The sequence below is a fragment of the Nocardia sp. NPDC004711 genome, from assembly GCF_053601595.1.
Window position 1 is genome coordinate 72,767 of the sequence record NZ_JBSGCB010000029.1, and the last position, 13,642, is coordinate 86,408.

Here is a 13,642-nt window from a genome sequence, read left to right on the forward strand (position 1 = left end):
GGTGTCGCGCTCGGCACCCCGGATCGAGCGCGTGGTTGGACTACCGTGCGAGGGGTTTCAGCAGGTCGTCGAGCAGTGCGCTCTTCGGTTTCGCGCCGGTCACTCGGGTGACTTCCTGGCCGTCGACGATGAGGACCGTCGTCGGAACTCCCATGATCTGGTAAGCGTCGACAGCGGCCAGGTTCTCGTCGATGTTGACCTTCACCACGATGAAGTCCTCGGAGTGTTCGTCGGCGATCTCCTCGAGAACGGGGGCGAGCACTCGGCACGGGCCGCACCAGGGCGCCCAGAAGTTGACGACCACGGGTGTGGCGCTGTCGAGCACCCGGCTCTGGAAGGTGGTGTCGGTGACTGCGATGGTTGGCATGGTTCCTTCGTTCTCGCTGGGTGTAGTGCTCAGGACAGCGGCGAGCGTGGGTCGGATCGCTTCGCGTCGAGGGCGATCGCGCTGACCGCTCGTTCCATCGCCGGGGAGAAGACGTCGTCTGCCGGCGCCTGGTTTCGGTGTGCGAGCGCCGTTTCGACGTCCCATTCGAGGAGGTACCCGTTGACAGCGATCGCGGCGGCAGACCCCGCGCCGGCGGCGGTGATGACCTGTGCTCGCGGGTCGGCCACGTTTCCAGCGGCCCAGATACCCGGCACACTGGTTCGGCCGGTGCTGTCGATGGTGACAAATCCGTTGGGTCCGATATCGCATCCGAACCCGCGCAACAGGGAGTCGTTGGCTACGAATCGGGGGCCGACGAAGAGCGCCGCGCGGGGGACAAGTTGCCCGTCGCCGAGCTCGACCGCGCGCAGTCGATCGTCGTCCACGACAATGCCACGCACGGGATCCTCGACGATGTCGACTCCGCGGGCGCGGATGCGAGCGCGTTCTCCGTCGGTCAAGTCGATGCCGTTGGCGAAGAAGACCACATCGCGCGACCACTGCGGCAGCAGCAGCGCCTGGTGGATGGACAGCTCTCGGACGTTCCCGCCCAGGACTCCGAGCGGTTCGTCGCGGACCTCGTAGCCGTGGCAGAAGGGGCAGTGCAGGACGTCGACTCCCCATCGATCCCACAGTCCCGGGACGCCCGGTAGTTCGTCCCGGAGGCCGGTGCTGATCAGGACGGCACGGGCTTCGAGCTGCCGGCCAGTGGTCAGCTGCAGCGTGAATCCCGGATCGGTTCCGTGGCTCGTGATTTCGGTGACGTGGCCGTCGATGAGGTTGACACCATAGTCGAGCGCTTCCTTGCGCCCGATGGCGACCAGATCGGCGGGCGGCATTCCGTCGCGCGACAGGAACCCGTGCATGTGTGCGGCCGGCCTGTTGCGAGGATCGCGGCTATCGATCACCGCGACGTTGCGGCGTGCGCGTCCGAGTACCTGCGCGGCGGTCAGTCCGGCGGCGCCACCTCCGATGATGGCGACATCCAGAAGATTGTCGGTGGTGTTGTCTCGTTTCATGACCCGAAAGTGCCAGCGCTTCTGCGAAAACGGCAAAAATATTTGCTGTTTCTGGGAAGCGGATCGATGATGCGCATGTGTCGGATACACCGCAGATCGCGGCGGCCCTGGATCGAGTCGGGCCGCGCATCAAGGACCTTCGCACTCGACGAGGGGTGACGCTTGCCGAATTGTCGGCGGATACCGGGATCTCTACGAGTACGCTCTCCCGATTGGAGATGGGCCAGCGCCGCCCGAGCCTGGAACTGCTGCTCCCCATCGCATTGGCCTTCCGGGTCCCACTCGACGAAATCATCGCTGCGCCTCAGATCGCGGACCCCCGGATCGTTCGAGCACCGCGGACGGTGAGTGGCCGGACGATCTTGCCGCTCACCCGTCAACGCGGGGGGTTGCAGGCGTTCAAGGTCACCGTTCCGCCGAGTCAGGCCGAACCCCATGTGGTTGTCCACGACGGCTATGAATGGTTGTACGTGCTGTCAGGACGCCTGAGGCTCGTACTCGGAGATCATGATGTCGTGCTCGGTCAGGGTGAGGCCGCAGAATTCGATACCCGGGTGCCGCATTGGTTCGGTAGCACCGGCCGGGGGCCGGTCGAGATCCTCAGCCTCTTCGGTCCCCAGGGACAGCGCATGCACATGCGCGCGAAGCCGACCGGGTGAGAAGGCGGCCGGCTTGAACGTCTGCCGTTGCAGAGCCCTCGAGCGGCATCGCGGTCCGGATCGCCCGCCCGGCTCTACCCCGGACAGCTACGAGGGCCAGGTGTCCTCGCAGCTGTCCAGGTCCGCGCACCGGCTCGGCTCTCATCCACAAGGCCACCATCGCTGTTCTGTTCGCCGCTCGGGAATGGCTGGCGCGGGCTCGCCGGTACCAGCGCAGTGCGATGCTGTTGTCCTCGGAGAGCTTGTCACGGTTGAAATCCGAACGGGTCATGCCTGCGGGCGTGAGGATCGCGTCGCGGCAGTAGTCGGCGAAGTACTTGCCGGTGGCCGCCTGGACTACGTGGCCGGCGAGTTCGTATGCGACATCGGAGTATTGGTGCGCTTGGCCGGGAACGCCTTTCGTGAAGTTGGCTTCCGCGCTGTACGTCCAGCCCCGGGGCGGGGGAGTGAGGCAGTCATGCAGCCACCGGCCCATGTCGGCCGGATCGGGTACCGCTCCCATCCGGTACGTGTATCCGTAGGCGTTGGGTCCGACCGGGCTGGTGAGTCGAGTGAGGTGGCACTCTGCGGTCAGGAACTCCGAGGGCTTGATTCGGCCATCAGCTCCAGGACACGGTCGTTGAACAGCTCGAGCCGCACCTCAGACCCCCGCCCGCCGGGCTGGCATCCGGATCAGGGAATCAGTCCTGATTGCTCGGATTGGGTGAACATGGTGACACCGCTGGTGGCGAAGTTGCGGACATCGCGGCCGGCGGCCTTCATTTCGGTTGAGGCCAATGCCTGATCGAGTGCCTCGGCCGTCGGGAAGTCCAGGCTCGCAACCATGTAGTACGGCGGTTCGCCGCTACCGAGTGCGGAGCAGAGGCCCCAGGTGAATGCGGAGAGTCCGGGGATCTTCCGAGCCAGCGGTACATGGGTTTCGGCGTAGTACGCGTCGAAGGCCGCGGGATCCGCTGGGCGGCCGTAGCAGATGGCGATGCGGTAGGTCATGACTTCGCCACCAGGGTGAGTACGTCGTAGGTCGCCACGGGTTCGGCATTCTGATTCGTCACCACGGTGTCCCAGCGGACTTCACCGTAGTCGGCGGTGGCCCGGGGCGTGATGGCCTTCGCGGTGAGGGTCACGGTGAGGATGTCGTCGACCTTGACGGGGGTGAGGAATCGCAGGTTGTCGACGCCGAAATTGGCGAGGACCGGGCCCGGCGCAGGGTCCACGAACAGCCCGGCCGCAAGCGATACAACCAGGTAGCCGTGGGCGACGATACCGCCGAAGAGTGGATTGGCCGCCGCGGCAACGGGATCGGTGTGGGCATAGAACGTGTCGCCGGTGAACTCCGCGAAGTGCGCGATGTCAGCGCCCGTGACCTGCCGCGGACCGCCCACGACGGTGTCGCCGATAGCCAACTCTGCCAGGCTCTTCCGGAACGGATGCACCGCTCCGACCTGCCGGGCTGCGCCGCTGACCCACTGCCCGGTAATCGCGGCGAGCTTGTCCGGCGACGCTTGCACGGCCGTGCGCTGCATGTGATGGAGTACGCCGCGGATACCGCCCAGCTCCTCGCCGCCCCCGGCCCGGCCGGGTCCTCCGTGCACGAGCACCGGCAGTGGGGAACCGTGGCCGGTCGATTCCTTCGCATCCTCGGTGTCGAGAACCAGGACACGGCCATGGAACGGAGCCAGGCCCAGCACGATCTCCCGGGCGAGCGCCGCGTCGGCGGTGACCAGGGAGGCGACCAGACTGCCCTGCCCGCGCGCCACCAGGTCGATCACCTCGGCGGCATCGCGATAGCCGATGACCGTCGCCACCGGACCGAACGGCTCGATCTCGTGCGGTTCGGAGGCGGTGTTGTCCCTGCAGCGCAACAAGATAGGCGACAGGAACGCACCCGGTCCCTCCGGTGCCTGCGCTTGGCCGACCACGATCTCGCTGCTGGCGGTGAGGGCCTGGACGGCCTTCAACACTTCGTCGCGTTGCTGCACGCCGGCCAATGCGCCCATGGTGACGCCCTCGTCCCCGGGTGCGCCCGTCGCAACCTTGCTCAACCGCTCCCGGGTGGCGTCGATCACCGCGTCGACCATGTTCTCGGGAACGAACGCGCGCCGGATGGCCGTGCACTTCTGTCCCGCCTTCGCGGTCATCTCCGTAACCAATTGGCGCACAAACAGATCGAACTCCTCAGTGCCGGGAGCCACGTCGGTGCCGAGGATCGAGGCGTTGAGCGAATCGGCCTCTGCGGTGAATCGGGTGCCCTGGCGCACGAGCGCCGGGTGCGTGCGCAGGAGCGCGGCAGTCTGCGCGGAGCCGGTGAACAGCAGCGAGTCCTGGCCACCCAGCTGATCCAACAGGTCGCCGGTGCCGCCGCACACCAGCTGCACCGAACCTTCCGGCAGCAGACCGGATTCGATGATGTGGCGGAACACGGCCTCGGTCAGATACGCCGTCTGCGATGCGGGCTTGACGATGCTCGGCACACCCGCGATCAACGCCGGAGCCAGCTTCTCGAGGAAACCCCAGACCGGGAAGTTGAAAGCATTGATCTGCACCGCCACGCCCGGGCGGGTGGTGTAGACATGTTGGGCGACGAAGGTTCCGCGCTTACCGAGCCGCTCCACCCCGCCGTCGAGATACATGGTGCCATTGGGCAATTCACGCTTGGCGCGACTCGCGTAGCTGAGCAGGGTGCCCGCGCCGCCATCGATGTCGATCGCCGAGTCCCGGTCGGTCGCGCCGGTCGCTCGCGACACCGCGTAGAACTTGTTCTTGCACGCCAGGATGGACTGCCCGAGCGCCTTCAGCAGCCCCGCGCGCTCGTGGAAGGTCAGCCGCGCCAGCGCGGGCCCGCCGACCGAGCGCGCGTGATGCACCGCCGCGGCGAAGTCGACGCCGGTCGAGGAGATCCGCGCGATCTCGCTGCCGTCCACGGCGCTGAGGATCGACTGGCCCGCATCCGGCGGAGTGTGCCACCGCCCGCTCACATAACTCTGCAACAACCTGCTCACAACAACTCCGATCTACCGTCCATTCGGTCGGTAATTACGATCGCGCGCGGCCCTTGCCCGTGTCAAGGAACCGCGACCGGTCAGTGCGTGCGCAGGCCGTCGAATGTCATGCGGACCACGGCTTCGGCCAGCTGGTCCACGGAGGTGCCCCCACGCGGGCTGTACCACTCGATGAGGGAGTTGACCATGCCGAACAGCAGGCGGCTGATCAGCGCGGGGTCGATGTCCGGGCGCAGATCGCCCTCGGAAACGGCCTCGCTGACCAGTCGCGCGACCACGTCGTCGAATTCGCGGCGGCGGGCGAGGGCACGGCGTTCGACGGGGCTGTTGCCGCGCACACGCAGCAGCAATGTCACATACGGCAGCTCGGTGGCCAGTACCTGGACGCTGCGGCGCACCAGGTGCTCGAGCCGGTCGATGTAGGGGCCCGCGGTGACCTCGGGTTCGGTGGTGACCGCGAACAGCCCGTTGAGTGCGCGCCCGAGTGCCAGTTCCAGCAGCTCCTCTTTGCCGGAGACGTGGTGGTAGATGGAGGATTTCGTGATTCCGAGCCGCTGCGCCAGGGTCTCCATGCTGGTGCCGTCGTAGCCCTTCTCGTTGAAAACCTTGACGGCGACAGACAGCAGGGAGTCGAGGTCGTAGCCGGGCCGGCCGGGGCCGGACCTGCGGGTGACGCGCGGAGAAGCCATTCGCCCATCTTCTCAGTGCCCGGCAAGCATTTCGCGCAGACCCGCGAATGGGGTTGATTACCGACCGAACATTCGGTAATTATGAAGGCGAGGACAGGAGGGTGAGGATGCGCGAGGTCTTTCTGGTGGACGGGTGCGGCAGTTGAAGCTGGACGAAGAGATCGTCAACGCCGACGGCGGCGCGATCGCGCTGGGACATCCGCTCGGATGCTCCGGTGCGCGAATCCTGTTGACGCTATCGGGGCGTATGGAGCGCGAAGGCGCGCGCCGTGGACTCGCGACCCTCTGCGCGGGTGTCGGACAGGGTGTGACGATGCTGGTGGAGGCCCCGTGAGCCGCCTGTTCTCCACCCTCGATGTCACCGAGTCCGACGACCGCACCGTGGTGGTCCTGGATCGGCCGGAACGGCGCAATGCCATCGACGCGGAGATGATCTCCGAGCTGCACCGGGTCTGCGAGCGGCTGGAACGTACGCCGAAACCATTGGTGCTCACCGGTCGTGGTGACCATTTCGCAGGCGGCGCCGATATCGCCGAATTACGTGACCGAGGGCTGAACGAAGCGCTGGCCGGGATCAACCGCACCCTGTTCGACAGGGTGGCGCGGCTGCCGCTGCCGACGATCGCCGCGGTGAGCGGCTACGCCTTCGGCGGCGGCGCCGAACTGGCCTATGCCTGCGACATCCGGATCGCCACGCCGACGGCCGTTTTCGCGAATCCGGAACCAGGTCTGGGCATCATGGCCGCGGCGGGCGCCGGTTATCGGCTGCCGGAGCTGGTCGGCGCCTCGATCGCCAAGCAGGTCCTGCTCGGTGGTGCGCGGCTGGATGCCGAGCGCGCACTGCGGTGCGGGCTGGTGCTCGACGTCGTCCCGGAGGGGACACACGTCACCGCCGCACACGAACTCCTCGACCGCATCGTGCGCCAGTCACCGCTGGCCTTGCGGCTGACCAAGCTGGTCGCCGACGGATCCCGCGCCGATGACATCGCCCAAGCGGTGCTGTTCGACAGCGCCGAGAAACACGAGCGGATGACCGCATTCCTGGAGAAGAGGACACGATGACCGACACTGCGGTAGCCGTACGGATCGGGGTGATCGGCGGAGGACGGATGGGCGCGGGCATCGCCCAGTCCTTCGCCGCCCTCGGCAGCGATGTCACCGTCGTCGAATCAGGCGATCTGGCCGAAGCGCGGCAGCGTATTCGCAATGGCCTGGCGGCGGCAGCGGACCGAAATGCGCTGGGCGGCAGTGATATCGACACGATCATGGCGAGAATCACCCTGGCCACGGCCATCGCCGAGCTGCCCGCCGATTCGGATCTGGTGATCGAAGCGGTGCCGGAGACCACGCGACTCAAGGCCGAAGTGCTGACTGCGGCGGAGCGGGCGGTCGGGCCGGACACGGTGCTCGCCTCCAACACCAGTTCCCTGTCCATCACGGAACTGGGTGCGGTGCTGAAGGACCCGAGCCGGTTCCTGGGCATGCACTTCTTCAATCCGGTTCCCGCGTCCAAACTTGTCGAGGTGGTGCGCGCCCCCGGCACCGCCCCCGGCGTCATGGAGCGAGTGCGCGGCTGGGTCGCCGCGCTCGGCAAAGCCGAGGTACTGGTCAACGACGCCCCGGGCTTCGCGACCAGCCGTCTCGGGGTGTGCCTCGGTCTGGAGGCCGTCCGCATGCTCGAGGACGGCGTGGCCGATGCCGAATCCATCGACAGGGCAATGGAACTGGGCTACCGGCATGCGATGGGCCCGCTGCGATCGACCGATCTGGTCGGGCTCGACGTCCGGCTCGCGATCGCCGAACACCTCGCCGCCACCCTGGGACCCCGCTTCGAACCCCCACAGCTGCTGCGCGACAAGGTCGCCCGGGGCGAGCTCGGGCGCAAGACCGGACGCGGGTTCTACGACTGGAACGGCGGAACGAAAGGAACCACTCGATGACCACCACCATGGAACTGAGTGATGGCCTGGCCGTCCTCACGCTGGCGCGGCCCGCGGCATCCAACGCGCTGGACCGCGCCCTCAAAGCGGGACTGCTCGACGCCCTGCGATCCCTCGCTGCCGACGACAGCGTCCGGGCCGTCCTGCTGCGCGCGGAGGGCCGGAACTTCTGTGTCGGGCAGGATCTCGCCGAGCACGTGACCGCCCTGGACGCCGACCCGGCCACCGCCATGGCGACCGTCCGGGAACACTACAACCCGCTGATCACCGCGTTGGCGGCGATCCAGGTCCCGGTGGTCGTCGCGATCCAGGGCGCCTGTGTCGGTGCGGGACTCGGCATCGCGCTCGCGGGCGATATCCGGATCGGCGGGCGGTCGTCCACCTTCGCCACCGCGTTCACCGGCATCGGCCTGGCCGGCGATTCGGGCCTGAGCCACAGCTTGGCACGGGCTCTGGGCACCGCGCGCGCCGCCGGGCTCATGCTGCTCGGCGATCGGATCGACGCCGCCCGGGCCCTGGAATGGGGACTCGTGCATCGGGTCGTCGACGACTCCGAATTGGACACCGCGGCACGCGAACTCGCGGCCCGCCTGGCCGCAGGACCGACCGCCGCCTACCGAGAGGTGAAGACGCTGCTGGCGCGGTCGGACGCCGATCTGGCCGAAACGCTGGAACACGAAGCCAACGCCCAGCAGCGGCTCGGTGCGAGCGCCGACCATCGCGCCGCGGTCACTGCCTTCCTGTCCAAGACAACCCCGGTCTTCACCGGTCACTGAAGGGTTCGGTCATGAACACCCCTGTCTCCGACGATCTGCAGGCGGGATTCGACGCCACACTCGACGCCGATCAGCGCATCGAGCCGCGCGACTGGATGCCGGACGCCTACCGCGCCACCCTGATTCGCCAGATCGCCCAGCACGCCCACTCCGAGATCATCGGCATGCAGCCCGAAGGCAACTGGCTCACCCGCGCGCCCTCGCTGCGCCGCAAGGCGATCCTGCTGGCCAAGGTCCAGGACGAGGCCGGGCACGGTCTGTACCTGTACTCCGCGGCGGAAACCCTGGGCGCGGACCGCGGCGACCTCACCGGCAAACTGCTCTCCGGCCGGCAGAAATACTCCTCGATCTTCAACTATCCGACCCTGACCTTCGCCGATGTCGGGGTCATCGGGTGGCTGGTGGACGGCGCGGCGATCTGCAACCAGGTTCCGCTGTGCCGCAGCTCGTTCGGTCCCTACGCGCGCGCGATGATCCGAGTCTGCAAGGAGGAGTCGTTCCATCAGCGTCAGGGCTACGAGCTGCTCATGACCATGATGCGCGGCACCGACGCCCAGCGGGCCATGGTGCAGGAGTCCGTCGATCGGTGGTGGTGGCCGGCACTGATGATGTTCGGCCCGCCCGACGACGCCTCGCCCAACACCGCGCAGTCCATGCGCTGGCGGATCAAACGCCACACCAATGACGAACTGCGGCAGCGATTCGTCGACATGACGGTTCCGCAGGCCGCGACGCTGGGCGTCACCCTGCCCGATCCGGAACTGACATGGAACGCCGAGCGCGGCGCTCACGACTTCGGCCGACCCGACTGGGACGAGTTCGCGCAGGTCGTGGCCGGCAACGGTGCGTGCAATGCGCAGCGGATCGAGGTCCGGCGATCCGCACACGACAACGGGGCGTGGGTGCGCGAAGCAGCCGCGGCGTTCGCCCACCGCAACGGAAGTCAGGAGGCATGACCATGACCGCTACTCGTTCGGAATGGCCGCTGTACGAGGTGTTCGTGCGTGGCAAGCGCGGACTCAACCACGTGCACGTGGGTTCACTGCACGCCGCCGACGACGAGATGGCACTGCGGCACGCCCGCGACGTCTACACCCGCCGCAACGAGGGCGTGAGCATCTGGGTGGTGCCCTCGCACGCCATCGCGGCATCCAGCCCGGCCGAGAAGGATCCCTTCTTCGCGCCCAACCGAGACAAGGTCTACCGCCATCCGACCTTCTACGAGATCCCCGACACCGTTCCCCATATGTGAGGCGCCGCCATGATCGACCACGACAATCCCTTCGACGGTCTTGCCGCCGCCGATGACGACGGCCGCTGGGCATTCGGGACCAGCTTCGACGACCCCCTGGCCGGGGTGGACACGACCGTGCCTGCGGACGTGGACGCCTCGGCGCTGGCGCGGTACTGCCTCATGCTCGCCGACGATGCCCTGATCAGCGCCCAGCGGTTGACCGAATTGGTCACGCACGCGCCGGAATTGGAGGAGGAGGTCGCGCTGGCCAATATCGGCCTGGACCTGCTCGGGCAGGCCCGGCTGCTGCTGGCCCGCGCCGCGGCGGCCGATCCCGCCGTCGTGCCGTACCTCTCGGCTACCTCACCCATTCCACCCGAGGACGCGCTGGCGTTCTTCCGTACCGACGCGGAATTCCGCAACGTGCGCCTGTGCGAACTCGACAATGGCGACTTCGCGCAGGCGATCACCAGGCTGCTCGTCTTCTCGACCTGGCGGCTGGCGGTTCTCGCGCGTTTGCGGGACTCCCGGGATCCGGTGCTGTCGGCAGTGGCGCACAAAGGGGTCAAGGAACTGACCTACCACCGCGATTACGCGGCCCGATGGGCGGTCGTGCTCGGCGCCGGGACCGACGAGTCGCACGGCCGGCTGATCCGGGCGCTCGGCCAGGTCTGGCCCTTCGTTCCCGAACTGTTCAGCTCCTCCGCGGACGAGACGGCGCTCGCGGCGACCGGGGTTGCCGTGGACCCGGCACAGGTGCGCACCGCGGTCGAGGAGACCCTCACCACGATTCTCCGGGCTGCGGAAACCACTGCACCCGAACGGGTTTCGGCTGCCACTGTCGGCGGACGCGCCGGACGCGACGGCCTGCACACCGAAGCGCTGGGGCTGATCCTGGCCGAGATGCAGAGCCTGGCCCGCGCCCATCCGGAAGCGTCGTGGTGACCGCGGCCTCCACCGCCGAGGACGATCGTGCCCGGGCGGTGGCCGCGGCGGTCGCGGACCCGGAGATGCCGATCCTCACCATCGCCGACCTCGGTGTCCTACGCGACGTACGGGTCGAACTCGAGGGCGTGGTCGTCGTGACCATCACCCCCACCTACTCGGGGTGCCCGGCCATGGCGACCATTCGAGCCGACATCGAATACGACCTGCACGCACACGGTTTCGCGGCCGTGCGGGTGGACACCGTGCTGTCGCCGCCGTGGACCAGCGACTGGATCACCCCCGACGGGCGGCGCAAGCTGCGCGAACACGGATACTCCCCGCCAGGCCCGGCGCCGGCGCGAACCGGCGGGCCCATCCCGCTCACCCTGACTTCGCCGCCGCGCGCCGTACGCTGCCCGAACTGCGGTTCGGCTGCGACCGAACTCGTCTCGCCGTTCTCGGCCACCGCATGCAAAGCGCTGTATCGCTGCCGCGACTGTCTCGAACCGTTCGATCATGTGAAGGAGATCTGAGGTGACCACGACAACGGCACCTACCACCGGCCGATCCCGCGCGTTCCACGCGCTCGAGGTCGCGGCCGTGCAGCGCCTGTGCGACGACGCCGTCGCCGTGACCTTCGCCGTACCCGATCGGCTCGCCGACGAATTCCATTTCCGGCCAGGCCAATTCCTCACACTGCGGCGGATGGTGGACGGCGTCGAACAGCGGCGATCGTATTCGATCTGCGCTGCGCAGGGCGCGGCGCCCCGGGTCGGGGTGCGGGAGGTATCCGGTGGCCTGTTCTCGAACTGGCTGGTCCACGAGGTCACGCCGGGCGATCGCGTAGAGGTGCAGCCCCCGTCCGGCAGCTTCGTCGCCGACCCGTCGAGCGCCGGACGGCATCTGCTGGTGGGCGCTGGGTCCGGCATCACCCCGCTGCTGTCGATCGCCGCCTCGCTGCTCGCCAACCCCGACAGCCGGGTAACGCTGCTGTACGGCAACCGGCGCACCCGCTCGGTCATGTTCGCCGACGAGCTCGCAGACCTGAAAGACGCCTACGGCGAACGCTTCTCGCTCATCCACGTGCTCTCCCGAGAACCACGCGACGTCGAATTGTTCACCGGCCGACTCGATGCCGACCGACTACGTGAAATCCTCACGGCGCTGGTCGATATCGACGGTATCGACCACGCGTGGATCTGTGGGCCGCACGGCATGGTGGACGACACCGTCACCGTGCTGGCCGACTTCGGGGTGGCCGCCGATCGCGTCCACCGCGAGCTGTTCTACGTCGGCGACACCCCACCACCGCCGGAGCCCCACCGCGAACCGGGGACGACCGGGCCGAGCACCCGGGTCACCATCAGTCTCGACGGCCGCTCCACCACCGCGGACCTGCCACGGGACCGCACGATTCTGGATGCCGCCGAACAGGTGCGCTCCGATCTGCCCTTCGCGTGCAAGGGCGGAGTGTGCGGCACCTGCCGCGCCAAGATCACCGACGGGGCGGCGGACATGCGGCGCGACTACGCCCTCGAGGACAGCGAAATCGCAGCGGGCTTCGTCCTCACCTGCCAGAGCTATCCGGTTACCGACGCCCTCACCGTCGACTTCGACGCCTGATCACCACACCGACAGGACATTCCCTTGAGCACCGTCGCTCCCACGCCCGCCACGGTTCCCGCCGACGATATCGAATTCGCCGATCGCGACCGCATCGCCGCACTGCAACTCGAACGGCTGCGCTGGTCATTGCAGCACGCCTACGAGCACGTTTCCCACTACCGCATCGCATTCGACGCGGTCGGCGTGCACCCGTCGGACCTGAGAGAACTGTCCGACCTCGCGAAATTCCCATTCGCCACCAAGGCCGACCTGCGGGCCAACTATCCGTTCGGGATGTTCGCCGTTCCGCGCGAGCAGGTTTCGCGCATCCACGCCTCCTCCGGTACCACCGGCCAGCCCACCGTCGTCGGCTATACCGCCAACGATCTCGGACACTGGGCCGATCTCATCGCCCGCAGTCTGCGCGCCGCGGGCGTGCGCTCCACCGACGTCGTGCACATCGCCTACGGCTACGGGCTGTTCACCGGGGGACTCGGCGCCCATTACGGCGCGGAACGACTGGGCTGCACCGTGATTCCCATGTCGGGTGGCATGACCGAGCGCCAGGTGCGCCTGATTCAGGATTTCAGACCCGACGCCATCATGGTGACGCCGTCCTACATGCTCACATTGCTCGACGCCATGACTCGCCAGGGCATCGACCCAGCATCTACGTCCCTGCGGATCGGCGTGTTCGGAGCCGAACCGTGGACCGAGGCCATGCGCCGCGAACTCGAATCACAACTGGACATCGACGCCCTGGACATCTACGGGCTGTCCGAGGTCATCGGCCCCGGCGTAGCCATGGAATGCGCGGAAACCAAAGACGGACCGCATATCTGGGAAGATCACTTCTACCCGGAAATCATCGATCCCGAGACCGGGCAGGTGCTGCCCGACGGGGCCGAAGGCGAGCTCGTGTTCACCTCCCTGACCAAGGAGGCATTCCCCGTCATCCGCTACCGCACCCGCGATATCACCCGCCTGCTGCCCGGCACCGCCCGCACCATGCGCAGAATGCAGAAAATCACCGGCCGCAGCGACGACATGATCATCCTGCGCGGCGTGAACCTGTTCCCCACCCAGATCGAGGAAATCGTCCTCACCGTGCCGACGCTGGCACCCCAATTCGAGTGCATAGTGGACCGACCCGGCCGGATGGATCAGCTGACGGTGCGAGTCGAAGCCCGCCCGGACGCCACCGCGGCGGATCGCGAGGTGGCGGCCGCGACATTGATCCATCTGGTCAAGCAGCAGATCGGTGTCACGGTGGGCGTCGACGTACTCGCGCCCGAGACCCTCGAACGATCGTCGGGCAAGGTACGTCGCCTGATCGACAACCGCCCTCACTGAACTCGTCCGAGGGA

The 13,642-nt window shown here is 67.5% G+C and carries 16 protein-coding genes and 1 pseudogene; 11 read left to right on the forward strand and 6 right to left on the reverse strand.

Going from position 1 to position 13,642, the window contains the following annotated elements; all coding sequences use genetic code 11:
• Nucleotides 1-40: 40 nt before the first annotated feature.
• Nucleotides 41-367 (reverse strand): thioredoxin, encoded by a 327-nt coding sequence (trxA, locus tag ACWEKS_RS28040; protein ID WP_452342838.1) that lies wholly within the window; start codon nt 365-367, stop codon nt 41-43.
• A 29-nt stretch (nt 368-396) separates the two neighbouring features.
• Entirely contained in the window at nt 397-1,446 is a 1,050-nt protein-coding gene (locus ACWEKS_RS28045; RefSeq protein ID WP_452342839.1) for an NAD(P)/FAD-dependent oxidoreductase, read from the reverse strand.
• 77 nt (nt 1,447-1,523) lie between these two features.
• On the opposite strand from ACWEKS_RS28045, the gene ACWEKS_RS28050 reads away from it, so the two are divergent.
• Complete coding sequence (locus ACWEKS_RS28050; protein WP_452342840.1) at nt 1,524-2,105, forward strand: helix-turn-helix domain-containing protein; 582 nt, start codon at nt 1,524-1,526, stop codon at nt 2,103-2,105.
• On the opposite strand, the gene ACWEKS_RS28055 is transcribed toward ACWEKS_RS28050, so the two are convergent.
• The 4 genes from ACWEKS_RS28055 to ACWEKS_RS28070 form a co-directional block, all read right to left on the reverse strand.
• Nucleotides 2,047-2,607 carry a serine hydrolase gene (locus ACWEKS_RS28055; protein ID WP_452342841.1) on the reverse strand — a complete coding sequence of 187 codons (561 nt, stop codon included), beginning with the start codon at nt 2,605-2,607 and terminating at the stop codon, nt 2,047-2,049. The genes ACWEKS_RS28050 and ACWEKS_RS28055 overlap by 59 nt on opposite strands.
• Nucleotides 2,608-2,777: 170 nt before the next feature.
• A complete protein-coding gene (locus ACWEKS_RS28060; protein ID WP_452342842.1) occupies nt 2,778-3,095 on the reverse strand; it encodes an EthD family reductase in 318 nt (105 codons plus the stop codon).
• Complete coding sequence (paaZ, locus tag ACWEKS_RS28065) at nt 3,092-5,104, reverse strand: phenylacetic acid degradation bifunctional protein PaaZ (protein WP_452342843.1); 2,013 nt, start codon at nt 5,102-5,104, stop codon at nt 3,092-3,094. The genes ACWEKS_RS28060 and paaZ overlap by 4 nt, the downstream gene beginning before the upstream one ends.
• 80 nt (nt 5,105-5,184) lie before the next feature.
• Entirely contained in the window at nt 5,185-5,793 is a 609-nt protein-coding gene (locus tag ACWEKS_RS28070; RefSeq protein WP_452342844.1) for a TetR/AcrR family transcriptional regulator, read from the reverse strand.
• 127 nt (nt 5,794-5,920) lie between these two features.
• Between ACWEKS_RS28070 and ACWEKS_RS28075 the strand changes: the two are divergent.
• The 10 genes and pseudogenes from ACWEKS_RS28075 to paaK form a co-directional block, all read left to right on the forward strand.
• Nucleotides 5,921-6,127: pseudogene (locus ACWEKS_RS28075) on the forward strand (3-oxoadipyl-CoA thiolase); the annotation flags it as partial.
• On the forward strand, nt 6,124-6,855 hold the full coding sequence (locus ACWEKS_RS28080) for an enoyl-CoA hydratase/isomerase family protein (RefSeq protein ID WP_452342845.1): 732 nt from the start codon (nt 6,124-6,126) through the stop codon (nt 6,853-6,855). The pseudogene ACWEKS_RS28075 and the gene ACWEKS_RS28080, both read left to right, overlap by 4 nt.
• Complete coding sequence (locus ACWEKS_RS28085; RefSeq protein WP_452342846.1) at nt 6,852-7,733, forward strand: 3-hydroxyacyl-CoA dehydrogenase family protein; 882 nt, start codon at nt 6,852-6,854, stop codon at nt 7,731-7,733. The genes ACWEKS_RS28080 and ACWEKS_RS28085 overlap by 4 nt, the downstream gene beginning before the upstream one ends.
• On the forward strand, nt 7,730-8,509 hold the full coding sequence (locus ACWEKS_RS28090) for an enoyl-CoA hydratase/isomerase family protein (RefSeq protein WP_452342847.1): 780 nt from the start codon (nt 7,730-7,732) through the stop codon (nt 8,507-8,509). Before ACWEKS_RS28085 ends, ACWEKS_RS28090 begins: the two co-directional genes overlap by 4 nt.
• Before the next feature lie 11 nt (nt 8,510-8,520).
• Nucleotides 8,521-9,465, forward strand: coding sequence for a 1,2-phenylacetyl-CoA epoxidase subunit PaaA (gene paaA, locus ACWEKS_RS28095; RefSeq protein ID WP_452342848.1), 945 nt, complete (start codon nt 8,521-8,523; stop codon nt 9,463-9,465).
• 2 nt (nt 9,466-9,467) lie between these two features.
• Nucleotides 9,468-9,761: a 1,2-phenylacetyl-CoA epoxidase subunit PaaB gene (gene paaB / locus ACWEKS_RS28100; protein WP_452342849.1), complete on the forward strand. Its 294-nt coding sequence runs from the start codon at nt 9,468-9,470 to the stop codon at nt 9,759-9,761.
• A 9-nt stretch (nt 9,762-9,770) separates the two neighbouring features.
• A complete protein-coding gene (paaC, locus tag ACWEKS_RS28105; protein ID WP_452342850.1) occupies nt 9,771-10,688 on the forward strand; it encodes a 1,2-phenylacetyl-CoA epoxidase subunit PaaC in 918 nt (305 codons plus the stop codon).
• Nucleotides 10,682-11,203, forward strand: coding sequence for a 1,2-phenylacetyl-CoA epoxidase subunit PaaD (gene paaD / locus ACWEKS_RS28110; RefSeq protein WP_452342851.1), 522 nt, complete (start codon nt 10,682-10,684; stop codon nt 11,201-11,203). Before paaC ends, paaD begins: the two co-directional genes overlap by 7 nt.
• A gap of 1 nt (nt 11,204) precedes the next feature.
• On the forward strand, nt 11,205-12,293 hold the full coding sequence (gene paaE, locus ACWEKS_RS28115; protein ID WP_452342852.1) for a 1,2-phenylacetyl-CoA epoxidase subunit PaaE: 1,089 nt from the start codon (nt 11,205-11,207) through the stop codon (nt 12,291-12,293).
• A gap of 24 nt (nt 12,294-12,317) precedes the next feature.
• Nucleotides 12,318-13,628: a phenylacetate--CoA ligase PaaK gene (gene paaK, locus ACWEKS_RS28120; RefSeq protein ID WP_452342853.1), complete on the forward strand. Its 1,311-nt coding sequence runs from the start codon at nt 12,318-12,320 to the stop codon at nt 13,626-13,628.
• Nucleotides 13,629-13,642: the final 14 nt, after the last annotated feature.